Genomic DNA, 23831 nt, shown 5'->3' with positions numbered 1-23831 from the left:
GTGCTACCACCCCACCACCCGCCGTGTTTCGAGAGCAATCAATTCGGCCATGCCAATGGATACCTCATTTCGGTGTGATGAGCCTCCCCGGTTCAGTCGATTCCCGGCATTGCGGTGCTCCGCTTCCATGGATTCAAGGCCTTGGCGGTACGCGTGCATCGATGGCTGCGGAATGCGCTGTTCGTGGTGGCGGCGGTGGCCGGCTCCGCCTGGACCGGTCCGGGACGGTCGGCCACGATTCGCGCTGCCGGCACGGGGCGAGGCTCTCGCCCACATGCGGATCGCGGCGGAGGCGCGCACCTGCGCCTGGAGCCCTTGCGGGCGGCTGCTCGCCGTGGGCGGCCACGCCGGCCTTCACCTGTTCGAGTTCCGCGTCCCCGGTCAGTCCAGCACGTGACCCAGATACCTCTCCGGCCGCGCCAGGAACCGCCGGAAGTGATCCACCACCGCAAGCTCCCCCCACTCCCGCCGCCGAATCCCTTCCTCCCCCAGTTCCAGCACCGCCGCCCCCGGCAACGCCGTCAAAACCGGCGAGTGAGTAGCCACCACCACCTGCGCACCCGCCGCGGCCAGCTCCGACAACCGTGTCATCAGCCGGAGCGTCGACGTGAACGACAGCGCCGACTCCGGCTCGTCCAGCAGGTAGAACCCCGGCCGCCGGAATTTGCGTTCCAGTAAAGCCAGGAAACCCTCGCCGTGGCTGCGGTCGTGCAGGTCCTGGTCCGGCGACTCGGGCAGATCCTCCAGGTAGGTGTAGAGCCCGTGGGTGGTCTCCGCCCGCAGGAAGTACGCGTTCGTGGGCCGGCCGGGCGTGCGCACCAGCCGCAGCACGCCGCCCAGCGGTGACTCGGTCGGGCGGGTGCGGTGCATGGCGCCGCGGGAGCCGCCCTCCGGGTTGAGGCCGTACGCCTGCGCCAGTCCCTCGATCAGCGTCGACTTGCCGGAGCCGTTCTCGCCCACCAGGAATGTCACGCCGGCCGGTAGATCGAGTCCCGTGCCGAGCACCGTCCGGATCGCCGGAATGCGCGCCCACCAGGCACTGTCGTCCCACTCGGCGGCCGGGTCGCGCTCGATCCGGCGTACCGGCCGGGCGCCGGCGGTCCTCGCGCTACTCCGCACTTCCACGCCGCCGAACATACGCTCTACTCATGCGCAGACTTCTCGCCGGCGCTGTCTCGATCGGCCTCGCCGCCGGAGCGATACCGGCCGCGGGCGCGGGCAGCGACTATGCCGTCCTCGTCTTCACCAAGACCACAGGGTACCGACACGAGTCGATCCCGGCCGGCGTGCAGGCCATCCGCGACCTGGGCGCCGCGCACGGGTTCACGGTCACCGAGGCGCCGGACGCGAGCGCGTTCACGGCGGACAACCTGGCGCGCTACCGGGCCGTGGTCTTCCTCAGCACCAGCGGCGATGTGCTCGACGTGCACCAGCAGGCGGCCTTCGAGGCGTACATCCGCACAGGGGGTGGTTTTGTGGGTGTTCATGCGGCCGCCGACACGGAGTATGACTGGCCGTTCTACGGACGGCTGGTCGGTGCCTGGTTCGCCGGGCATCCCGAGATCCAGCGGGCCGACGCGCACGTGACGAACCGGGCGCATCCGGCCACCGCGCACCTGCCGCGCGTCTGGACCCGCACCGACGAGCTGTACAACTACCGCACCAACCCGCGCAGCGCCGTCCAGGTGCTGGCCACGCTCGACGAGAGCTCCTACACCGGCGGCACGATGGGCGCCGACCACCCGATCGCGTGGTGCCACACCGTCGACCGGGGGCGCGCGTTCTACACCGGATTCGGGCACACCGCCGCGTCGTACACGGAACCGGATTTTCGCTCTCACCTGCTCGGCGGCATCAGATATGCGGCCGCCCGCGCGCACGCGGACTGCCGGCCCGAGACCGGCTATGCCGCGCTCACCGACGGCTGGCGGCAGGCCGGACCGGGCAGTTTCACCATCACTGACGGCACCTTCAGCTCGGTGGGTGGCATGGGTCTTTTATGGTACGCGACCAGGCCGTTCACCGATTACGCGGTGAAAGCGGACTGGCGCGTCACCGACGACAGCAACTCGGGCATCTTCGTCGGCTTCCCCGATCCGGGCGACGACCCGTGGGTCGCGGTCAACCAGGGTTACGAGATACAGATCGACGCCAGCGACGCCCCGGACCGGACCACCGGCGCGATCTACGGCTTCCAGGCGGCCGACCGGGCGGCCCGGGACGCGGTGCTGAACCCGCCCGGCGAGTGGAACACGTTCGAGATCCGGGTCGAGGGCCCGCGTCTGCGGGTCTACCTCAACGGCGTACTGATCAACGACTTCACCGGCACCGACCCGGCCCGCGGCCTGGACGGCCACCTCGGCCTGCAGAACCACGGCCCCGCCGACCAGGTCGCCTTCCGCAACATCCGGGTCGCCGAACTGCCCGCCTGCGGCCGCCGATGACCGCGCTCCGGCACCGCGTAGACGCCGCACTGAACACCTTCCTGGACCGCCAGGGCCCGAAGTGGCCGGACGGCGCCCTCGACACGGTCCGCAGCTTCGTGCTGGCCGGCGGCAAGCGCCTGCGCCCGGCGTTCTGCTACTGGGGCTGGCGGGCCGCCGGCGGCGAGGACTGCCCCGAGGTGGTGACCGCGGCCGCCGCGCTGGAGATGTTCCACGCGTTCGCCCTGATCCACGACGACATCATCGACAGCAGCGACCGCCGCCGCGGCGAACCCTCCCTGCACCGCCGCTTCGCCGACGTGCACACCCGCCAGGCGTGGCGCGGCGACCCGGCCGCCTTCGGCCGCAACACCGCCCTGCTGTGCGGCGACCTGTGCGCCGCGTGGGCCGAGCAGATGTTCCACGAGTGCGGCCTGCCCGCCGGCCGTATCCAGGCCGCCTACGGCACGTTCGCCCGGATGCGCACCGAGGTGATCGGCGGCCAGTACCTGGACCTGGTCTCCGGCGCAGGCGACGGCTCGGTGGCCGGAGCCCTGACCGTGATCCGCATGAAGGCCGCCCGCTACACGGTGACGAGGCCACTCCAGATAGGCGCGAGGCTGGCCGGCGGCTCCCCCGCCCTGGACGCCGCGTTCACCGCCTTCGGCGACCCGCTGGGCGACGCTTTCCAACTGCGCGACGACATCCTGGGCGTCTTCGGCGACCCCGCAACCACCGGCAAATCCACCCTGGACGACCTGCGCGAGGGCAAACCCACGGTGATGATGGCCCTGACCCGCGAGGCCGCCACCCCCGCACAGAAGGCCCGCCTGGAAGCCCTGTTCGGCGACCCCACCCTGGACCGTACCGGAGCCGACGAACTGCGCACCATCATCGTCGCCACCGGAGCCCTCTCCCAAACCGAACACATGATCGCCACCCGCGCCGAGGCGGCCCGAGCCGCCCTGGCCGAGATCCCGCTACTCCCTCCCGTCCGAGAGGCCCTGTCCGCCCTGGCCGCAGCCGCAGTAAGCCGCGAGCACTGACCGGCCCAGCCCCGCCGCACCGCGCCCCGCCCCGGCCCGGCAACGCCCGGACGCATTCGATCCGACCCGGCGAAATCAGCCTACCCGCCATTCACCACCCAGTCAGAGGACCGAAATTCGACCGCGCGAATCACATTCTACGTGCTGTCGAATACCGCCACCCAAAGACACCAGTTCGACAAGATCGCAGAAAAGCGCGCCCAGCTTCCCGATCTCGTCGATTACCCGCCATCCAGAGACACCAGATCAGCAGGATCGAGGCTGGAGCGGCGAGCCCGAGCCATCGCGCGCCTGAAACGCTGCCCCGCACCACCCACCCACCCGCGCGCCGAGGAATGATGTCGAATTCGCGACCGCACCGAACAACAATTCAACAATATCGAGAACTGGAAACACCCACCGGGCGCCACTTAAGACGAATTGCACTCTCGATCAAATCGGGCATTCAGGCGGGGCCGGAGCTGCCCCGCAAGCGGCTCTTAAGCACCTTGCCCGACGCCGTCCGGGGCAATTCCGTTGCGAACACCACCGACTTCGGGATTTTGTAGCGGGCGATCCGGCCATCCAGGAAGGCCAGCAAACCCGAAGAATCCGGCGAGCAGCCCGGCCGTGGGACCACCACCGCGCATCCCACCTCGCCCCAGCGCTCGTCCGGCACCCCGTACACCGCGCACTCCGCCACCTCGGGATGCTCGAACAGGGCGCTCTCCACCTCGGCCGGATACACGTTTTCGCCGCCCGAGATGAACATGTCGGAGACCCGGTCGCGCACGTACAGGCAGCCATCCGGATCGGCCACCGCGATGTCGCCGGTCCGCAGCCAGCCGTCGCCGTCCAGGACTGCGGCCGTGTCGGCGGGCCGGTTCCAGTAGCCGGCCATCACGTTCGGCCCCTGCACCAGGATTTCACCGGGCGCATCTGAGGGAGCCGCCGAACCGTCCACCGCCACCCGCCGCACGTCTGTGAAGAAGGCCGGCGTCCCCGCGGAACCCGCCTTCGCCGCGCTCTGGTCCGCGCGCAGGAACAGCACCCCGGGCGCCGCCTCGGTCAGCCCGTACCCCTGCATGAACGTGAGCCCGCGCCGCTGATAGATCTCGATCAGGGGTGCCGGCACCGGCGCTCCCCCGCAGATCAGCGACCGCACCGACGACAGATCCGCGCTGGACCAGCCCGGTGAGCGGGCGATCGCCGCGAACATCGCCGGCACCCCGAACAGGTACGTCACCCGATGCCGGGCGATCAGCGTCAGCGTCTCGGCCGGGTCGAACGCCGGGACCAGCACCAGCGTTCCGCCCTTGCAGAACGTCGGCAGCACGGTCTGGTTGAGCGCCGCCACGTGGAACATCGGCGCACTCACCAGCGTCACCTCGCTGCTGGTCAGGTCCACGTCGAGCAGCAGGTTGACGGTGTTCCAGGCCAGGTTGTCGTGGGTGAGCATGACGCCCTTGGGCCGCCCGGTGGTCCCCGACGTGTAAAGGATCATCGCCGTCGAGGAGGGCCCGACCGGCGAGTCCAGCGGCGTCGCCGGGGCGTCCGCCGCGAAACCGTGCGGCAGCAGGGTTACCGGCGCGGCGAGCTGCGCCACCACCGCCTCGTGGGAGGGCGCCCACACCAGCACCGACGCGCCACTGTCGGCGAGGATGAAGTCGAGTTCCGGCGCGGCCAGCCGGGTGTTCAGCGGCACGAAGATCGCACCCAGCAGGCCCGCGCCGAACATCACCTCGAGGAAGGCCGGGTGGTTCGGTCCCAGGTAGGCGACCCGCGATCCGGCGCGCACCCCGTGGGCGGCCAGCGCGTGGGCAACCCGCAAAGACCTTTCCAGCATTTCCTGGTACGTGTATGAGCGCTCGCCCTGGATGACGGCAACCCGGTCCGGCGACATCCGCGCCCGGCGCAGCGGCCAGGATCCGAGACCCCAGTTGTGCACGACTACCGCCCCTTCCGCCAGGACGTGAGCGCGGGCACCACGCCGCGCGGCAGGTAGAGCACCACCAGCACCAGGACCAGCGCATACACAGCGTAGGACAACACTGCCGGTGCGTAGCCGGGCATGCCGGGCTGGGTGCCGAGGTGGTTGAGCACCTGCACCAGCAGGACCACCGCGGTGGCGCCGAGCACCGGGCCGAAAGTGGTGCCCAGGCCGCCGACCACGGCCATCACCACGTACTCAATGGACAGCAGCACCGGGAACGAGCCGGGCGCCAGGTAGCCGACGTAGTACGCGTAGATGCCGCCGGCCAGGCCCGCGAACGCCGCCGACAGTGCGAACACGGTCAGCCGGTAGCGGCCGACCGGCACGCCGCTGGCCGCCGCCGCGATCTCGCCCGTGGCCAGGGCTCGCAGGCCACGACCGGAGCGGGAGGCCACCAGGTTCGCGGTGATCAGCATGACCAGGACCAGAGCACCCCAGGCCAGGTACGCGTAACCGACGTCGCCGGCGAGTTCGTGGCCGCCCACGGACAGCCGCGGAATGCCCTGCAGGCCGATCGCGCCGCCGGCCCAGTCCCCCTGGGACAGCAGCGAGAGCAGGATCAGCTGTACGGCCAGCGTGGCGAAGGCCAGGTGGTGGCCGCGCAGGCGCAGCAGCGGCGCCCCGATCAGGGCCGCGGCCAGCGCGGCGACCAGCGGCGCCAGGGCGAGCCCGAGCAGGGTCGGCACGCCGTGCACCGCGAGCAGCCCGGCCGTGTAGGCGCCGATCGCCAGGAACGCGGCCTGACCGAGGGTGACCTGCCCGGCGTACCCCATCAGCAGTGAGACCCCGACGGTGACCGTGGCCGCCACGCCGAGCAGGATGAAAACGGCCAGCTGGCTGCGGCTCAGCAGCGGCGGCACCGCGATGGCCGCCACCAGCACGAACCCGATGGGGGCGACTCGGCGAAGCATCAGGCCACCCTTCCGGCGCGCCCGGCCTGGGCCACCATCACCGCGAGCATCAGCACCAGCGCCACCTCGAGCCGGAACGCGCCGCCGCCGAGACCGGAGATCACCGTCTGCGCGACGCCGAGCAGCAGGCCGCCGGCCAGGGTCACCGCCGGCCGGGTCAGGCCGCCCAGGATGGCCGCCGCGAAGCCGTTCACGATCAGCACCACGTCGCTGTCGAACGTCACCTGCTGCACCGGGGTCACCAGCACGCCGGCCAGCGCGCCGAAGGCTCCGCCGAGCGCGAACGCGATCAGCCCCATCCGCCGCACGTCGATGCCGACCACCCGGGCGGCGTACGGGTTCATGGCGCACGCGGACAGCGCCTTGCCCAGGTCGGTGCGCGCGAAGAACAGCGCGGCCAGCAGGAACACCGGGATCGTGACACCGATGATCAGCAGATAGTGGGTCTGCACCGGGGTGCCGGCGATCTCGATCGAGCCGGCCAGCCCCGGGAAGGACCGTGGCTGATCACCCCAGATCAAAACCTCGACGGCGTACGCGAGGACGCCGAGCCCGAGCGTGACGATGAGCGAGGTCCGCGGGTCCGTGCCGGGCCGCCCGATGGCGACCAGGCCCACCCCGGCGCCGATCGCGGCCAGTGCCAGCACCGCGGTCACCTCGGCCAGCCCGTGCGGCAGCCCGGCCGACAGCAGCGACCCGGCCAGCATGGCGCCGAGCACCGCGAACGCGCCCTGGGCGAAGTTGACCACGTTGGTGACCCGGTAGATGACCACCAGCCCGATGCCGACCAGCGCGAAGCCGGCACCGACGCCGAGCCCGGTGACCACGTAGCCGAGCATCAGGCCGCCCCGCCCAGGTAGGCGGCCATCACCCGGTGGTCGCGGTCCAGGCCGGCACCCTCGGCCACCACCCGGCCCGCCTCCAGCACGTAGGCGCGGCCGCACAGGTGCAGCGCGAGCCGGGCGTTCTGCTCGATCAGCAGGACCGCGAGACCCTGCTCCCGGTTGAGCTCGGCCAGGTGCCGCACCAGGTCGTCGACCACCACCGGCGCGAGGCCCAGCGACAGCTCGTCGACGACCAGGATCGTCGGCCGCGCCATCAGCGCCCGGCCGACCGCGACCATCTGCTGCTGGCCGCCGGAGAGCCGGCCGGCCTTCTGCCCGCGCACCCGTTGCAGGCCGGGCAGCAGCTCGTAGACGGCGGTGGTGTCCCGTCCGCGCCGCCCGTTGCGCCAGCCGCCGAGCCGCAGGTTGTCGTCGACGCTGAGGTCGCCGAACACCTCCCGCCCCTCGGGCACCTGCGCCAGCCGGCCGCTCACCGACACCGTGCCCGCGGCCGGCCGCACCAGCCCGGACACGGTCTTGACCAGCGTGGTCTTCCCGGCCCCGTTCGGCCCGACGAGCGCGACCATCTCGCCCGCACCCACCGTGAGGCTGACCCCGTCGAGTGCCGTCGCGGCCCCGTAGCGCACGACCAGATCGTGGATCTCCAGGACTGTGGTCATACCCGCGCCTCGCTGCCCAGGTACGCCTCGATCACCCGCGGGTCGGCGCGGATCTCGCCGGCCGTCCCCTCCGCGATCACCTCGCCCAGGTCCAGCACCGTGATCCGGTCGGCCAGGCGGGTGACCAGGGCGACGTCGTGCTCGACCAGGATGATCGACAGGCCGTCCGCGCGCAGCGCGGTGACCAGGTCGGCGAGCGCGGCCCGTTCCGGCGCGCGCAGGCCGGAGGCCGGCTCGTCGAGCAGCAGCAGGCGCGGCCGGGCGCACAGCGCGCGGGCCAGCTGGAGGGCGCGCTGCTGGCCGAGTGGCAGGGTTTCGGCGGCGCGTTCCGCCCAGCCGGTCAGGCCGACCCGGTCGAGGCACTCGTCGGCGCGGTCCCGGATCTCGCGCTCCTCGCGGCGGTGCGCGGGCAGCCGCAGCGCCCCGGCCACAAAGCCGGCCCGGGTGGTGGCGTGCGCGCCGACCATCACGTTCTCCCGGGCGGTCAGGCCCGGGAAGATCCGGGCGCCCTGGAACACCACCGCGACGCCGAGCCGGGCCCGGCGGTGCGGCGGCAGCCGGTCGATCCGGCGGCCGGCCAGCGTCACCGTGCCGCGGTCGGCGCGCAACTGGCCGCCGATCAGGTTGAACAGCGTGGACTTGCCGGCGCCGTTGGGTCCGATGAGGCCGCGCAGCTCGCCGTCCGCGAGGTCGAGCGCGACGTCGCGGACGGCGTAGACGCCGCCGAACGAGCGGGTCGTCCCGCGCAGGCTGAGCAGCGGCGCCACGTCAGTTCCCGGTCAGGCCGGCAAGCTGCTTCTGGGTCTCGGCGGTGGGCACGAACGCACCCTTGGTGACCGTGTTGACCGCGATGAACTCCGCCTTGAGGCCACTGTGATCGGTGGCCGAGTACGCATATCTGCCGTTCGGCGTGGTCAGGCCGAGCCCTTCGAGCGCGTCGCGGACCTTGTCCCGGTCCGTGCCGCCGGCCTTCTCCAGGGCCGCGACCAGCAGCTTCACGCCACTCCAGCCGTCCTGGGCGAACTGCGGCGGCGGGTAGCCGTACTTTCCCTGGAACGCCGTGGTCAGCTCGTCGACGGCCTGCTTCTGCGGCCCGGCCGGCAGGTACGAGCCGACCACGCCGATCGAACTGGCCACCGTCACGCCCTCGGCCGCCGTCCCGGCCGGATCGAGGAACAGCTTGCTGGCCTGCGCGCCGGTGAGCATCAGCGGGAGCGGCCGGCCGGTGGCCGCATACTGCTTGGTCAGCGCGACCGCGGGCGCCCCGGTGGCCCAGACGGTCAGCGCCTGCGCGCCCGCCGACCGCGCGCCGGCGAAGACCGCGCCGAACTCGGTCGCGGTGGTCTCGAACTTCACCTCGGCGACCAGCGTGATCCCGTACTGGCCGGCCTTGGCCTGCATGCCCTTGTAGCCGGCCACCGCGTACGAGCTGCGGGTGTCGTAGGCGACGGCAACCTTGGTCTGCCCGGCCGCCTGGTAGTGCTGGAGGATCCGGTCCGCGTAGGTGGCCGAGGTGGCCGGGACCACGAAGACGTACGGGTGCACGGGGTTGATCTGCTCATCGGCGGGAGTGAGCGAGACGTAGGGGATCCGCTCCCGGTCGACCAGCGGGATGGTGGCGAGGGCGGAGTTCGAGAACGGCGACCCGATGATCGCGACCGAGTCGTTCTTGAGGTCGTTGAAGGCGAGCACGGACTGGTCCGGTTGGCTCTTGTCGTCGCGGACGGTGAGCTGGACCTGCCGGCCGAGGACGCCGCCGGCCTGGTTGATCCGCTCCACGGCGAGCTCGACGGACTTCTTGTTCTCGCTGCCCAGCGGCGAATAGTTGCCGGTCAGCGACACGATCTGCCCGATGCGGAGGGGTTCGGACCCGGTGCCGGACCCTTCGTCGGAGCCGCACCCGGCGGCGGTCATGGTGAGGGCGAGGACGGCGAGGAACGGCACAGAACGACGCACGAGTACCTCCGTGTACGCAGTGCGGTGTGTGGCCGGAGCTGTCACCGAAGTTAGGCTTGTCCGTCACGGCCGTCAATATTTCGCCGAATATTGCGGCACCGTCCGCGTAGCCGAAGTTCCCCCGGCGAGCCAAGCCCCCGTGACTGGCTCGCCGGGGACGTTCGTCAGGCCGGGATCGCGGTGGGCAGGCGCGTCGCCATCAGGAAGGACGCCGCGGCCGGCGGGATCGCCACGATCAGGCAGCCCGGTCGCCGGGTCACCTCGGCGGTCACCCCGACCAGGCGGGCGGCCCGCACCAGCACCGCGGCCATCTCCTGGTCGCCGAGGCTCACCCCGATCATGTCGGCGCGCCGGCGCCGGCCGCCGGCCAGCAGCGCGGCCCGCCAGGCGGCGTGCGCCAGGGTGGCCCGCTGGGCGTGCCGCAGCGCGGAGGCGCCCAGCGTCTCGGCCTGCAGCAGCACCAGCCGGCCCTGCCGCCAGGCGGTGCCCAGCATCCGGTCGGCCGGGATCCGCTGCGGGTCGGGCAGCACTACCCGCTGGAGGTGGTACTGGCGCCGGCCGCCCCCGGAGAGTTGCTCCTGGGTGGCGTCGTAGCCGAGCGCCGTGAGCAGCCAGGTCAGCCGGGTCGCGGCGGGCGGCTGGTCGAATTCGGCGGCGCCGGTGGTGGGCGTAGGCGGTTCCGCGCGGCGCCGGCCGGCCGCGCTGACGTCCGCGCAGTGCAGCAGGCACGCCGCTTCGAAGGCCGCGGGCAGCGCCCGGGCGAGTACGACGGTGCGGGCCGGAGCGTGGTTCATCGTCGGTTCCCCTTCCCCACGGGTAACCCACACCGTCGCCGATCGGACCGTTCGGCGGGTACACCCGGGGCCCGGACTTGAGGGAAACTTGCGCGGACCGCGTCCGGCCTGCTTAGGGAAAACGGTGACCCTCCACCCACGACGACGACGGGTGCGCAGCGCGGCCCTCGTCGCTCTGGTGATGCTGCTGGCCGTCACCGGGTGTGTCGACGGCCGGGAACCCTCCCGGCAGATCCGCATCGCGACCGGCAGCCCCACCGCCGTCTACTACGCGGTCGGCACCGCGTTCGCCCACGTCATCGAGCAGGAACTGCCCGGCACCGACGCGAGCGTGCTGTCCACCGCGGCCTCGGCCGAGAACGTCCAGCTGATCAACCGAGGCGCCGCCGAGATCGGGTTCACCCAGGCCGACGTGCTGATCATCGAGGACCAGTCGGTGACCGGCCTGGTCGCGCTGGCCCGGGTCTACGACGACCTGCTGCACCTGGTGGTCCCCGCGGACAGCCCGATCCGGACGCTGACCGACCTGCGCGGCAAGCGGGTGTCGGTGGGTGCCCGCGGCTCCGGCACGGTGGTCACGGTGGGCCGGCTGCTGACCGTGGCCGGCCTGTTCGGGCCCGGCGTGCTCGACCGGCGCGAACTCAGCCTGGACGACTCGGTGCGGGCGCTGAACAGCGGCGAGATCGACGCCTTCTTCTTCTCCGGCGGGCTGCCGGTGGCTGGCATCCAGCAGCTCACCAAGCTGGGCGCCTTCCGGATCGTCGACCTGTCCCGGTGGGCGGCCGACATGCGCAGCCGGTACAGCGACGTGTACGTGGTGCGCGACGTGCCCACCTCGGCCTACCAGATGCCGGCCGTGGCCACCATCGCGGTGCCCAACCTGCTGGTGGTGTCGGCCGAGATGGACGACGACCTGGCGTATGACCTGACCAGGCTGCTGCTGGAGCGGCGCGACGCGCTGGCCGCCGCTCATCCGGCGGCCGAACGGCTCGACCTGCGGGCGGCGATCGCCACGCTGCCGGTGCCGCTGCATACGGGCGCGGCCCGGTATTACCGCTCGGTCAAACCGTAACGCGGTCGGCGGTGAGCTGAGCCGGCGCGGCCGGGAACCAGACGCGGGCCGCGAGGCCGCCCGCCGCGCTCGCCGGCTCCAGGGTCAAGCAGCCGCCGGACGCCTCCACCAGCACCGCGACGATCGACAGGCCGAGCCCGGCGCCGTCCACATTCTGCGCGGTCGGCGCCCGCCAGAACCGTTCGGTGGCCAGGGCACACTGCTCGACGCTCAGGCCCGGACCGTCGTCCCGGACGGTCACCTCGACCCCACCGTCGCGGGCCGCGACGCACACCTCGACCCGGCCGCCGGCCGGGGTGAACTTGAGCGCGTTGTCGAGCAGGGCGTCCAGCGCCTGGTCGAGCGCGGTCGCCACCAGCCGGGCCGGCATCGGCCGGTCCGGCAGGTCGGTGCTCAGGGCGATCCCGCGCCGCGCGGTCAGCGGGGTCCAGGCGTCGGCGCGCTCGCGGGCCAGCGCCGCGGCGTCCACCACCACGACCTGGTGCTTGCCGCGTTCGGCCCGGGCCAGCGCGAGCAGGCCGTTCAACACGTCGGCCAGCCGGTCGGTCTCGGCCAGCGCACCCTCGTGGTCGTCGCGCAGGTCGCCCTCCGGCAGCCGGCTGCCCAGGTCTTCGATGCGCAGCCGCAGCACGGTGAGCGGGGTGCGCAACTGGTGACTGGCGTGCGCCACGAACGAGCGCTGCCGCTCCATGGCTGTCGCCACCGCGTCGGCCATCTCGTTGAAGCTCGCCGACAGCCGGCGTAACTCGGGTGGGCCGAGGCCGGGCGGCACCCGGGCACCGTCGTCGCCGGCCGCGATCTCGTGCGCGGCTCCGTCGAGCGTGGTCACCGGGCGCAGCACCCAGCCGGCCAGCCGGTGCGCCGCGGTCAGGCAGGCGGCCACCGCGACCACCCCGACCAGGGTCAGGATCAGCCAGTCGGCGACCACGGCGCGGCGGTTGCGGTCGGTCGGCGAGGCGGTCAGCACCACCCCGAGCACCGCGCCGCCGTCGTTGACCGGCGCCGCCACCACCAGCGGATCCTGCTGCCACGGCCAGAGCGTCTCGGGGGTGGCCACCTGGCGGCCGGCCAGCGCGACCCGGATCGCCGCGGCGGTCACGTCCGGGTCGGGCACCGGGCTGCCGAATTCGCTGAGCACCTGCTGGTCCTGGTCGACCAGCAGCACGCCGATGCCGTACAGCTCGTGATAGCGGCGCAGCTCGTCGGTGAGGGCGGCGCGCTCGCCGCTGCGGATGGCCGGCGCCGCGAGCGACGCGAAGCGGGTGGCGTCGGCGAGCCGGTCGGCCACCGCCCGCTCGGTCTCCCGGTTGGTCAGCGCGACCGCGAGCGGCACCTCGAGGGCGACCAGCACCATGCACAGCAAGAGGAGGTACGTGCTCACCAGCCGCCTGCGCACGACCGCCCCCTGCCACCGATCAACCGGTGTGCAAACGGTAGCCCACGCCGCGCACCGTCTGCACCAGCTCGGGCCGCCCGAGCTTGGCGCGCAGCGCGGCCACGTGGACCTCCAGGGTGTGCTTGCCGGACCAGGTGGTCTGCCAGACGTCCAGCATGATCCGCTCGCGGGTCAGCGCGGCGCCGGGCTGCCGGGCCAGCGAGGCGAGGATGTCGAACTCCTTGCGGGTCAGCGCGACCGGCTCGCCGTCCAGCCGGACCGTGCGGGCGCCGTGGTCGATGCGCAGCGGGCCGACCTCGACCACGTCGCCGGCCGGCCGGGAGTGCCGCACGCTGCGCCGCAGCAGCGCCTCGATCCGGGCCTCCAGCTCGGCCATCGAGAACGGCTTGACCACGTAGTCGTCGGCGCCGATGCGCAGGCCGGCCACCCGGTCGCGTTCCTCGGCCCGGGCGGTCACCGCGATGATGCCCAGCTGGTCGCTGCGGGCCCGCAGGGTGCGGCACACGTCGAGGCCGTCGCCGTCGGGCAGGTTCAGGTCGAGCAGGACGAGGTCGCACGGCGCGGCCTCGAGCGCCGCGGTCGCGGTGGCCGCGTGCTCCACGTCGTACCCCCGTCTTTGCAGCATCGAGACCATGACCGTGGCCACCCGGAGGTCGTCCTCCACGAGCAGAATCCGCACGCCGCACAGTAACCCATGGTGCTGAATACGAAGGTGTTGACAGCTCGTTGCACGCATGTGAAGAATTCAGCTTCACCACTGGTTTGTTAACGTTAACAACCAGGCCGCCGGAAAGGTCCGCCCCCCAGTGACCAGAACCCGCAGATACGGTGCCGCTCTCCTCCTCGCCGGCGTCACCGCAGCCGCCTCCGTCGTCCTCGCACCCACCGCCGCGCACGCCGCGGGGCCCGCGCCGCACTACGTGATGACGGCGTTCACCAACAGCAGCGAATCGAACATGTACGTCTACACGTCATCCGACGCGACCTCGTGGAACCTGGTCCGCAGCAACGCCTACACCCCGCCGAGCGGCCTGGTGCGCGACCCCAGCGTGCTGCGGCACACCGACGGCTACTACTACCTCGTCTACACCACGAACTGGACCGGCAACACGATCGGCTTCGCCCGCAGCGCCGACTACGTGACCTGGACCTTCCTGCGCAACGTCACGGTCGGGCTGAACGGCTCGACCGGCAGCACCTGGGCGCCCGAGTGGTTCCGGGACTCCGACGGCAGCGTGCACGTGATCTTCTCGGCGTCGACCACCGGCACCGCGGGACAGTTCCGGCCGTACCGGATCACCGCGACCGACAGCGCGCTGTCCGCCTGGAGTTCCCCGGCGCTGCTCGGCATCCCGGCCAACTACATCGACAGCCACGTGGTCAAGCTCGGCTCGACCTACCACAACTTCCTCAAGAACGAGACCACCAAGTACATCGAGCACGCCACCGCGACCTCGCTGACCGGGCCGTGGACGTTCACCGGCACCGGCAACTGGGCCGGCTGGGGCTCGGGTCTCGAGGGTCCCGCGGTCACCCAGCTGCCGAACGGGAACTGGCGGCTCTACTTCGACCAGTACGGCGCGGGCCGCTACTACTACGCCGACAGCAGCAACCTGAACACGTTCGGCGCCAAGGTCGAGCTGGGCAGCGGCCTGTCCGGCAGCGCACGGCACTTCACGGTGCTGCGCGAGAACGCCGGTGACACGTACGCCGTGCCCACCGGCAACCGGTCGTTCCGGTCGGCGAACTTCCCGGACCGCTACGTGCGGCACCGCAACAGCCTCGGCTACGTCGAGGTGGTGAGCAGCACCAGCGCCGCCGCCGCCCGCCAGGACGCCACGTTCACCGTGGTGGCCGGGCTGGCCAACGCGAACTGCTACTCGTTCCGGTCGGTCAACTTCACCAACTCGTACCTGCGCCACGCGAACATGCGGGTCGGCCTGGCCGCGAACGACAACTCGGCCATCTTCCGCGGTGACGCCACATTCTGCGGCCGCACCGGGCTGGCCGGCGGCTCCACGGTTTCCTTCGAGTCGTACAACCACCCGGGCCGGTACCTGCGGCACTACAACTACGAGCTGCGGATCGACCTGCGCGAAAACAGCTCCACGTTCAACTCGGACGCCTCCTTCACCGTCGCCTCCCCGCTTGCCTGAAAGGCCTGAACCCATGCGTTTCCGCCGCGCCTGGCTCCTCGCCGGGACACTCGTCTCGGCGCTCGTCGCCAGTCTGCTGTTCATCCCGCCGGCCGCCGCCTCACCCGCCGTCTCGTACACGAACTCGCTGGTCAGCCAGCGGGCCGACACACACATCTACAAGCACACCGACGGCTACTACTACATGACCGCGACGGTGCCGGAGTACGACCGGCTGGTGCTACGCCGGTCCACCACGCTGCAGGGCCTGTCCAGCGCCGCCGAGACGGTGATCTGGCGTAAGCACTCCAGCGGCATCATGGGCGCGCACATCTGGGCGCCGGAGATCCACTTCATCGACGGCAAGTGGTACGTGTACTTCGCCGCCGGCGCCACCAACAACATCTGGGCGATCCGGATGTACGTGCTGGAGGGCACCGGATCAAACCCGCTGACCGCCACCTGGACCGAGCGGGGCCAGATCAGGACCGCCTGGGAGACGTTCTCGCTGGACGCCTCGACCTTCGTGGCCAACGGCGTGCGCTACCTGATCTGGGCCCAGTCCGAGCCGGGCATCGCCACCAACTCCAACATCTACATCGCCCGGATGACCAACCCGTGGACGATCACCGGCACCCCGGTCCGGCTCGCGGTGCCGACCCTCGACTGGGAGATGCGCGGTGGCGTCAAGGTCAACGAGGGCCCGATCGTCATCCAGCGCAACAACCGGATCTTCATGACGTATTCGGCGAGCGCCACCGACGCCAACTACTGCCTCGGCCTGCTCACCGCGAGCAGCACCGCCAACCTGCTCAGCGCGTCCTCCTGGACCAAGACCCCGACGCCGGTCTTCGTCAGCAACGCGAACACCGGCCAGTGGGGCCCCGGGCACAACTCGTTCACCGTCTCCGAGGACGGCCAGAGCGACATCCTGGTCTACCACGACCGCAGCTACCAGAACATCAGCGGCGACCCGCTGAAGGACCCGAACCGGCGCACCCGGATCCAGAAGCTGTACTGGAACGCCGACGGCACCCCGAACTTCGGCATCCCGGTCCCCGACGGCGCGCACCCGGTGCGGCTCAAGTCGTACAACTACCCGACCCAGTTCATCCGGCACTGGGAGTACCGGGCCCGGCTGGAGGCCAACGTGGCCACCCTGGCCGACTCGCAGTTCAAGATCGTCACCGGCCTCAACGGCGGCGGCAGCGTCTCGCTGGAGTCGACCAACTTCCCCGGCTACTACCTGCGCCACAAGAACAACGAGATGTGGGTCGAGCGCAACGACAACACCGCGCTGTTCCGCGCCGACGCCAGCTTCATGCGCCGGGCCGGCCTGGCCTCCAGCTCCGCGGTCTCGTTCGAGTCGGTCAACTTCGCCGGCCGCTACATCCGGCACGCCAGCAACCTGGTGCAGCTACAGGCCGTATCGGACGACGTGGGCCGCGCCGACGCCACCTTCATCCTCGAATAAGCCCGTCGGCAACGGGGCGCCCGCCGCGGGCGCCCCGTTGCGTCTCGTCCCTACGCTGAGGGCGGCGAACCTCACCGAAGGGCTGCACCCGCGATGGCGCAACCGAAAAGGCGTTCCCGTCCACACGTCGTGACCAACCGGGCCGAGGTCCCGCGCCCGGTGGAGGAGCCCGCACCCCCGGCCCCGGCCGGCCGGGTCAGCACCCGGGAGGTGCTGGCGGTCGGCTCGGCGCTGCTCCTGCTGCTGTTCCTCATCAAGATCTACGGCGTCGCGCACTACTCGCTGACCACCACGACCGGGCTGCTGGCCGCGACGCCGGTGCAGGTGGCGCTCGGCACCGTGACCATCTACGCCTACTACGTGCTGCCGGCGGTGGCGCTGGGCGCCGTCTGGTTCGCGGTCCGGTACCGGGCGCGCATCCAGCCGGCGCTGTGGCCGCTGGTCATCATCGTCGTGGTGGTGACGGCGCTGGCGTCGCCCTTCACCTACCTGAAACGCGGGCTGGCCGTGGTGCTGCTCGCGATCGGCGTGGAGATGGTGGTCCGGCGCTACCGGCGCCGGTGGGCCCGGTCCACCGACGAACAGGTGGTGCGACGCCGGCAGACGCTGGCCGGCTGGCAGGGCCTGTCCGTCGTGTACCTGGGCACGGCCGCGCTGGCGTTCCAGTTCATGCACAGCCTGGACGCACCGTGGGTGTCGGCGCAGGCGTTCCTGCTCAACACGCCCGCGGTTTCCTACACCCAGCGGATGACCGACGACCGCAACCAGCTGCGGGTGGTGCCGGAGAGCCGGTTCGTCGGCTATCCGATCGCCGAGACCGAGGAGTGGGTGACGGTGCTGCACGCCGACACCCGCTACCTCATGCGCATCCCGCAGTCCGCCGTCGACACCCGGCTGACCTGCCACCACGAGGACGACCAGCTGGCCGGCGGCCGCCCGCTGCTGGAGGCGGTGCAGGGCAACGACTACAACTCCCCCAACCTGGACTGCCGCAAGGTCCTGCAATACCTGGAACGCAAGGTCCCCGGCCAGCCGCTGCCGGTGTGGAACTAATCGCGGAACCCGCCGCCGCCGTTGACGGTCCACACCTGGCCGCTCACCCAGGACGCGTCGTCGCTGAGCAGGTAGCAGATGGTCGCGGCCAGGTCGTCCGGCTGGCCCAGCCGGGGCACGGTCACCGCGGCCAGCATCCGGGCCTGGAACTCGGCGCTCATCGTGGCCAGCGCGGTCTCGCTGAGCACCGCGCCGGGGCTGACGCTGTTGGCGCGGACTCCGTCCTTGCCGTAGGCACTGGCGATGTGCCGGGTGAGTGCGTTGATGCCGGCTTTCGAGGCCGCGTACGCGGGGCGCACCGGCTCGCCGGCCCACGACGCCGCGGACGACGTGTTCACCACGGCACCGCCGCCGGCCGCGATCAGGTGCGGGATCGCGTGCTTGCCGACCAGGGCGAAGCCGAGCAGGTTGGCCCGCAGCGTCTGCTCCCAGACCGCCACGTCGAGGTCCACCAGTGCCGTGTCGTTGCCGAGCGTGCCGGGCGACAGGTCGGCGGCCACGTTGGCCACCCCGTCCAGGCCGCCGAGGTGCTCGACGGCGGCTGCCACCAGCGCGGCTACCGAATCGGCGTCGGCCAGGTCGAACCGGGCCACGCCGGCATCGGTTCGCTCGGCTGTCCCGCGTACCCCCTCCTCGTTGATGTCGCCCAGAAAGAGCCGGACGCCCTCCTCGGCCAGGCGGGCGGCCGTGGCCGCGCCGATGCCGGTTGCCGCACCGGCCACCAGAATGCGCTTTCCTCGCAGTCCTCGCATGACGGTCCTCGATTCTCTGAAACGATCCATTTACTCGCCGGAAACCGTTGACCAGAGAACCTGGTCGATACAAACTCTGCGGCAAGCGCTTTCCTAGGCGCCCTCGAACCGCCATGTAATCCTCGACGAGGAGAACCCCGAGATGCGTCCTCGTAATACACGCTTACCGAAGGCATGCCTCGCCGTGGCATGCGTCGGCGCCCTGCTGGCCACCGGGCCGGCAGCCAGCGCCGCACCGGCGCCCGAGTTCGGCGGCCGGCACGGCATCGAACTCGAGAAGCTCGACCGCGGCCTGGTCGCCACCGGCACCAGCGAGGGCACGTTCCTCAGCTGGCGGCTGCTCAAGCACGAGGCCACCGGGTCCTCGGCCACCGGGCTGACCGGCGCGAACTTCAACGTCTACCGGGACGGCAAGAAGATCGCCACGGTCACCGACAGCACCAACTACCTGGACAAGAGCGGCACCGCCGGCGCGAAGTACCGGGTCACCTCGGTGGTCCGCGGCCGCGAGGTCACCCGCAGCGCCTCGGTGACCGCCTGGGCCGCCGCGGGGCACTACGACCTGCCGCTGAAGAAGCCCGCGGACGGCGTCACCCCGGTCGGCGAGGCGTACACATATTCGGCCAACGACATGAGCGTCGGCGACGTGGACGGCGACGGCCAGTACGAATACATCGTCAAGTGGGACCCGTCGAACGCCAAGGACGTCTCCCAGGTGGGCTACACCGGCAACGTGTACATCGACACGTACCGCCTGGACGGAACCCTGCTGCACCGCATCGACCTGGGCGTCAACGTGCGGGCCGGCGCGCACTACACGCAGTTCCTGGTCTACGACTTCGACGGCGACGGCCGCTCGGAGATGATGTTCAAGACCGCGCCCGGCACCAAGATCACCAGGTACGCGAAGAGCGGCAAGGTGGTGTCCGAGAAGTTCATCACGCTGCCCCGGGCGGACGTGAAGGCCGGCGTCAAGCACGCCGACGACTACCGGCTCAGCGCGGCCGGCTACTACGAACACGTGGTCGAGATGTTCCTCGGCTGGGACAAGCACCCCGAGGTGGTGGCCGGCCGCTGGCCCAAGACCATCGAGGAGGCCTTCGGCATCGCGCCGCAGTACCAGTACCCGCTGAGCCGCACCGACGCCGCGGCGCTCACCGACTACTTCATGGACGTGTACGCGCCAGCCCGCAGCGCCCGCAACGTCCTGCGCAACTTCCAGGGCTTCATCGTGGACGGGCCGGAGTACCTGAGCGTCTTCGACGGCGCCTCCGGCCGCGAGTTGCAGACCATCAACTACAAGCCCGGCCGGCACGACGACGGCCTCATGTGGGGCGACTACGCGATGGCCCGGATCGAGCCCGGCAACCGGGTCGACCGGTTCCTGTCCGGCGTGGCCTACCTCGACGGCCGCAACCCGTCGGCGATCTTCGCCCGCGGCTACTACACCCGCACCACGCTGGTCGCGTACCGCTGGAACGGGCACCGCCTGGTCGAGAACTGGTTCGTGGACAGCGGCTGGACGCCGATGACCAACCCGTTCAACGACGGCCCGCACGGCCGGGACGGCACCAGCCCGGAGTGGGGCACCATCACCACCCAGGGCGACCACTCGCTGAGCGTCGCCGACGTGGACGCGGACGGCCGCCAGGAGATCGTGTACGGCAGCGCCACCCTGGACGACGACGGCAGCCTGCTCTACTCCTCGTTCGCCACGATGCCCGAGGGCAGCGCCACCCCGGGCCAGTCGGCACGGCTCGGCCACGGCGACGCCATGCACGTCACCGACATCGACCCGGACCGCCCGGGCCTGGAGATCTTCACGTCGCACGAGGGCGGCACCTACGCCCCGTACGGCATGGCCATGCGCGACGCCCGCACCGGCGAGGTGCTGTTCGGCACCTACTCGGGCCGGGACACCGGCCGCGCCATGGTCGGCGACGTGCTGCCGGAGCACCGCGGCATCGAGTCCTGGGCGAGCATGCCCGGCGGCTCCGAGGCGCTCGGCCTGCACACCGCCAAGGGCGAGGTGGTGACCACCACGATCCCCGGCACCAACCAGAGCATCCGCTGGGCGGCCGACCTGACCACGCAGATCCTCAACGGCGCGCTCGAGGTCACCCCGACCATCGACGACTGGAAGCGGGGCAACCTGCTGATCGCCGAGGGCACCCGCAGCAACAACGGCACCAAGGGCAATGCGGGCCTGATCGCCGACATCTTCGGCGACTGGCGCGAAGAACTGCTGGTGCGAACCGCGGACTCGTCCGCGATCCGGATCTACCTGAGCACCGAGGTGACCGCGCACAAGCTGTACACGCTGATGCACGACCCGCAGTACCGGGTCGAGGTGGCGCGGCAGCAGACCACGTACAACCAGCCGTCGTACCCGAGCTTCTACCTGGCGACGGACACCGACTGGGCGCGCGTGCCACTGCGTTAGAAAGCGACGGGGGCCGTATCCGTCCGGATGCGGCCCCCTGACCTTGGCCTTAGGCTCGCCAGTGAAGAGAGTGACCTGCGTCACTGGCGAGGAGGGGCCGATGTCCACCACCGAGGGAGCACCCGACACCCGCAGCGACGTCGAGCGCCGGCTGCTCGGCGGCGGCACCTACCGCAGCCTCGGCGAGCAACAGCTTTCGCCGGCCGAGGAACGCTTCGAGCGCGGCCGCCGCACGGTCGGGTTGTTCCTCGCCCCCGTAATCACGCTGATCTTCCTGGCCCTGCCGCTCAGCATCCCGCCCAGCCAGCAGGTCCTCGGCGGCCTGCTGATCGGCGTCATCGTGCTGTGGGTGACCGAGGCGGTGCCGATCCCGATCGGCGGCCTGATCGGCGTGGCGCTCATCGTGATCTTCGGCGTGGCGCCGGCCGACGACGTGCTCGAACCGTTCGGCTCGTCGACCGTCTTCACGTTCATCGGCGCGTTCATCCTCGCCCAGGCCATGCTCAAGCACGGCGTCGCGCGCCGGTTCGCGTTCCGGATCCTGTCCCTGCCCGGCGTCGGCAAGTCGACCACCCGGGTGATCGTCGCGTTCGGCGTCATCACCTGCCTGCTCTCGGCGTTCGTCTCCAACACCGCGACGGTCGCCATGCTGCTGCCCACCGCGCTCGGCATCCTCGTGGTGATCGCCCGGATGATGCAGGACCGCGGCCTGGTGGCCGAGGGCTTCGATCCGACGCGGCTGCGGGTGGGTGCGGCGCTGATGTTGATGCTGGCGTACGGTGCCAGCGTCGGTGGCCTGCTGACGCCGGTCGGCAGCCCGCCCAACCTGATCGGCCGCGGCCTGATCGAGGAGGCCACCGGGGAGCGGATCTCGTTCGCCCAGTGGATGGCCATGGCGGCCCCGATCTGCCTGGGCATGTTCGTCGTCCTGGCGCTGATCCTGCTGCTGCTCAACAAGCCCGAGATCCGCCGGATCGAGGGTGTCGAACAGTACGTGGCGGCAGAGCGCGCCAAGCTCGGCAAGTTCTCCCCCGCCGAGCGCAACACCGTGATCGCCTTCGCCGTCACGGTCACCCTGTGGATCTTTCCCGGCATCGTCGCCCTGATCGCCGGCACCGACTCCGGCGTCTACGAGACGATCAGCGACCGCCTCGACGAGGGTGTCGTGGCGGTGTTCGGCGCGGCCCTGCTGTTCCTGCTGCCCACCTCGTGGCGGGACCGGGAGTTCACGCTGAACTGGAGCGACGCGGCCCGCATCGACTGGGGCACCATCATCCTGTTCGGCACCGGCATCATCTTCGGCTCGCTGCTGGCCGACACCGGCCTGGCCGAGACGATCGGCACCTCCAGCGCCGAGGCCCTCGGCCTGAGCAGCGTCTTCCTGATCACCGCGTTCGCCGTGGTCCTGGCCATCCTGGTGTCGGAGACCACGAGCAACACCGCGTCGGCCGCCGTGGTGGTGCCGATCATCATCCCGATCGCGGTGGCGGCCGGCATCAACCCGCTGGTCCCGGCGCTGGCCGCCACGTTCGCGGCATCGTTCGGCTTCATGCTCCCGGTCTCCACACCTCAGAATGCGATCGTGTACGGGTCCGGCGTCGTACCGATCACCACGATGATCCGGTCCGGGGCGTCCTTCGACGTGCTGGGCGCGATCCTCATCCTGCTGCTGTTGCCGCTCATGGTGGCCGCCGTCGGGCTGGGCTGAGCCGATGCAGCGGATCGCGGTGCTGCCCGGCGACGGCATCGGCACGGAGGTGACCGCGGCCGCCCGCACCGTCCTCGACGCGGTCACCCGCCGGCACGGCATCGAGCTGGCCTACGACGACTTCGACTGGTCCTGCCGGCGGTACCTGGAGCACGGCGCGATGATGCCGGACGGCGGCCTGGAGCAGTTGCGGCCCTACGACGCCATCCTGCTCGGGGCGGTCGGCTGGCCGGGCGTACCGGACCACGTGTCGCTGTGGGGCCTGCTCATCCCGATCCGCCGCACCTTCCGCCAGTACGTGAACCTGCGGCCGATCCGGGTCTTCGAGGGTGTCGGGTCGCCGCTGCGCGACGCCGGAGCCGTCGACTTCGTCGTGGTGCGGGAAAACGTCGAGGGCGAGTACAGCGAGATCGGCGGCCGGTTCAACCGCGGTTTCCCGGACGAGATGGCGGTGCAGGAGTCGGTCTTCACCCGGGCCGGGGTAAGCCGGATCGCGGACTACGCGCTCACCCTCGCCCGCGGCCGCCGCTCGTACCTGACCTGGGCCACCAAGTCGAACGGCATCGTGCACACCATGCCGTTCTGGGACGAGGTGCTGGCCGAGCGCGCCGCGGCCTTCCCGGACGTGCGCACCGACCGGGAGCACATCGACGCGCTCGCCGCCAAGCTGGTGCTGCAGCCGGGCCGGTTCGACGTGATCGTGGCGTCCAACCTCTTCGGTGACATCCTCAGCGACCTGGCCGCCGCGGTGGCCGGCAGTATCGGCATCGCCCCGTCGGCCAACCTGGACCCGACCCGGACCTTCCCGTCGATGTTCGAGCCGGTGCACGGTTCGGCGCCGGACATCGCCGGCCAGGGTCTGGCCAACCCGGTCGGTGCCATCTGGTCAGCCGCCCTGATGCTGGAACATCTGGGGCACCCGGCCGCGGCCGCTGACGTGCTGCGGGCCGTGGAACGGTCGCTGGCCGACCCGGCCGGCCGCACACGTGACCTGGGCGGCGAGGCGGACACGGCGGCTGCGGTACGGGCCGTCGTGGGCCACCTTTCCGGAAGCTGATCGTTTCCTTTCGTTCGCGGATGAGTGTGTTCCGGCGCTGTTCACAACTGTTCCGGATCCATTACCAATGTGTTACCCCCAGCCATCGCCGGTGGTCGATGGTCATCGGCGGGGCACCCGCAGGAAAGGACGACG

Annotated in this window: 20 protein-coding genes; 9 read left to right on the top strand and 11 right to left on the bottom strand. The window is 71.1% G+C overall.

Translation table 11 applies throughout. From position 1 onward, the window contains the following. Window positions 1-381: 381 nt before the first annotated feature. Window positions 382-1125, bottom strand: a complete 744-nt coding sequence (locus Ari01nite_RS15665; protein WP_203781965.1) for an AAA family ATPase — start codon at window positions 1123-1125, stop codon at window positions 382-384. A 23-nt stretch (window positions 1126-1148) separates the two neighbouring features. Between Ari01nite_RS15665 and Ari01nite_RS15660 the strand changes: the two genes are divergently transcribed. Both Ari01nite_RS15660 and Ari01nite_RS15655 read left to right on the top strand, forming a co-directional pair. Beyond that, a complete protein-coding gene (locus Ari01nite_RS15660; protein WP_203781964.1) occupies window positions 1149-2444 on the top strand; it encodes a ThuA domain-containing protein in 1296 nt (431 codons plus the stop codon). Further along, a complete protein-coding gene (locus tag Ari01nite_RS15655; protein WP_203781963.1) occupies window positions 2441-3469 on the top strand; it encodes a polyprenyl synthetase family protein in 1029 nt (342 codons plus the stop codon). The genes Ari01nite_RS15660 and Ari01nite_RS15655 overlap by 4 nt, the downstream gene beginning before the upstream one ends. A 445-nt stretch (window positions 3470-3914) precedes the next feature. Here the strand turns inward: Ari01nite_RS15655 and Ari01nite_RS15650 are convergent, their stop codons facing one another. From Ari01nite_RS15650 to Ari01nite_RS15620, 7 genes are all read right to left on the bottom strand, one after another. After that, window positions 3915-5396 carry an acyl-CoA synthetase gene (locus Ari01nite_RS15650; protein WP_203781962.1) on the bottom strand — a complete coding sequence of 494 codons (1482 nt, stop codon included), beginning with the start codon at window positions 5394-5396 and terminating at the stop codon, window positions 3915-3917. A 2-nt stretch (window positions 5397-5398) separates the two neighbouring features. After that, window positions 5399-6352 (bottom strand): branched-chain amino acid ABC transporter permease, encoded by a 954-nt coding sequence (locus Ari01nite_RS15645; RefSeq protein WP_203781961.1) that lies wholly within the window; start codon window positions 6350-6352, stop codon window positions 5399-5401. Then, complete coding sequence (locus Ari01nite_RS15640) at window positions 6352-7191, bottom strand: branched-chain amino acid ABC transporter permease (protein ID WP_203781960.1); 840 nt, start codon at window positions 7189-7191, stop codon at window positions 6352-6354. Before Ari01nite_RS15640 ends, Ari01nite_RS15645 begins: the two co-directional genes overlap by 1 nt. Continuing rightward, window positions 7191-7856 (bottom strand): ABC transporter ATP-binding protein, encoded by a 666-nt coding sequence (locus Ari01nite_RS15635; protein ID WP_203781959.1) that lies wholly within the window; start codon window positions 7854-7856, stop codon window positions 7191-7193. The genes Ari01nite_RS15640 and Ari01nite_RS15635 overlap by 1 nt, the downstream gene beginning before the upstream one ends. After that, window positions 7853-8623, bottom strand: a complete 771-nt coding sequence (locus Ari01nite_RS15630; RefSeq protein WP_203781958.1) for an ABC transporter ATP-binding protein — start codon at window positions 8621-8623, stop codon at window positions 7853-7855. Before Ari01nite_RS15630 ends, Ari01nite_RS15635 begins: the two co-directional genes overlap by 4 nt. A gap of 1 nt (window position 8624) precedes the next feature. Then, the gene (locus Ari01nite_RS15625; protein ID WP_203781957.1) at window positions 8625-9812 is read right to left on the bottom strand and encodes an ABC transporter substrate-binding protein; all 1188 of its coding nucleotides are present in this window, start codon (window positions 9810-9812) and stop codon (window positions 8625-8627) included. 164 nt (window positions 9813-9976) lie between these two features. Next, window positions 9977-10606, bottom strand: a complete 630-nt coding sequence (locus tag Ari01nite_RS15620) for a hypothetical protein (protein ID WP_203781956.1) — start codon at window positions 10604-10606, stop codon at window positions 9977-9979. Window positions 10607-10730: 124 nt separating this feature from the next. Between Ari01nite_RS15620 and Ari01nite_RS15615 the strand changes: the two genes are divergently transcribed. Then, entirely contained in the window at window positions 10731-11678 is a 948-nt protein-coding gene (locus Ari01nite_RS15615) for a TAXI family TRAP transporter solute-binding subunit (protein ID WP_275410853.1), read from the top strand. On the opposite strand, the gene Ari01nite_RS15610 is transcribed toward Ari01nite_RS15615, so the two are convergent. Both Ari01nite_RS15610 and Ari01nite_RS15605 read right to left on the bottom strand, forming a co-directional pair. Continuing rightward, window positions 11668-13074 carry a sensor histidine kinase gene (locus Ari01nite_RS15610; protein ID WP_203781955.1) on the bottom strand — a complete coding sequence of 469 codons (1407 nt, stop codon included), beginning with the start codon at window positions 13072-13074 and terminating at the stop codon, window positions 11668-11670. The two genes, Ari01nite_RS15615 and Ari01nite_RS15610, sit on opposite strands and share 11 nt — an antisense overlap. Window positions 13075-13093: 19 nt before the next feature. Beyond that, on the bottom strand, window positions 13094-13753 hold the full coding sequence (locus tag Ari01nite_RS15605) for a response regulator transcription factor (RefSeq protein ID WP_203781954.1): 660 nt from the start codon (window positions 13751-13753) through the stop codon (window positions 13094-13096). A 127-nt stretch (window positions 13754-13880) separates the two neighbouring features. On the opposite strand from Ari01nite_RS15605, the gene Ari01nite_RS15600 reads away from it, so the two are divergent. The 3 genes from Ari01nite_RS15600 to Ari01nite_RS15590 all read left to right on the top strand — a co-directional run bounded on the left by Ari01nite_RS15600 (window position 13881) and on the right by Ari01nite_RS15590 (window position 17736). Further along, window positions 13881-15230 carry a glycoside hydrolase family 43 protein gene (locus Ari01nite_RS15600; RefSeq protein WP_239162782.1) on the top strand — a complete coding sequence of 450 codons (1350 nt, stop codon included), beginning with the start codon at window positions 13881-13883 and terminating at the stop codon, window positions 15228-15230. Window positions 15231-15243: 13 nt separating this feature from the next. Continuing rightward, window positions 15244-16683, top strand: coding sequence for a family 43 glycosylhydrolase (locus Ari01nite_RS15595; RefSeq protein ID WP_203781953.1), 1440 nt, complete (start codon window positions 15244-15246; stop codon window positions 16681-16683). Between the two features lie 129 nt (window positions 16684-16812). After that, window positions 16813-17736, top strand: coding sequence for a hypothetical protein (locus Ari01nite_RS15590; RefSeq protein WP_203781952.1), 924 nt, complete (start codon window positions 16813-16815; stop codon window positions 17734-17736). On the opposite strand, the gene Ari01nite_RS15585 is transcribed toward Ari01nite_RS15590, so the two are convergent. Then, on the bottom strand, window positions 17733-18488 hold the full coding sequence (locus tag Ari01nite_RS15585; protein ID WP_203781951.1) for an SDR family NAD(P)-dependent oxidoreductase: 756 nt from the start codon (window positions 18486-18488) through the stop codon (window positions 17733-17735). The genes Ari01nite_RS15590 and Ari01nite_RS15585 overlap by 4 nt on opposite strands. 184 nt (window positions 18489-18672) lie before the next feature. On the opposite strand from Ari01nite_RS15585, the gene Ari01nite_RS50910 reads away from it, so the two are divergent. From Ari01nite_RS50910 to Ari01nite_RS15570, 3 genes are all read left to right on the top strand, one after another. Beyond that, window positions 18673-20931 carry a rhamnogalacturonan lyase gene (locus Ari01nite_RS50910; RefSeq protein WP_203781950.1) on the top strand — a complete coding sequence of 753 codons (2259 nt, stop codon included), beginning with the start codon at window positions 18673-18675 and terminating at the stop codon, window positions 20929-20931. A 100-nt stretch (window positions 20932-21031) separates the two neighbouring features. Next, window positions 21032-22639, top strand: coding sequence for an SLC13 family permease (locus Ari01nite_RS15575; RefSeq protein ID WP_203781949.1), 1608 nt, complete (start codon window positions 21032-21034; stop codon window positions 22637-22639). A gap of 4 nt (window positions 22640-22643) precedes the next feature. Then, complete coding sequence (locus Ari01nite_RS15570; protein ID WP_203781948.1) at window positions 22644-23696, top strand: tartrate dehydrogenase; 1053 nt, start codon at window positions 22644-22646, stop codon at window positions 23694-23696. Window positions 23697-23831: the final 135 nt, after the last annotated feature.

It is taken from the genome of Paractinoplanes rishiriensis (genome assembly GCF_016862375.1).
In the GTDB taxonomy this organism is placed as follows: domain Bacteria; phylum Actinomycetota; class Actinomycetes; order Mycobacteriales; family Micromonosporaceae; genus Actinoplanes; species Actinoplanes rishiriensis.
This window is presented reverse-complemented; position numbering and strand designations above follow the sequence as displayed.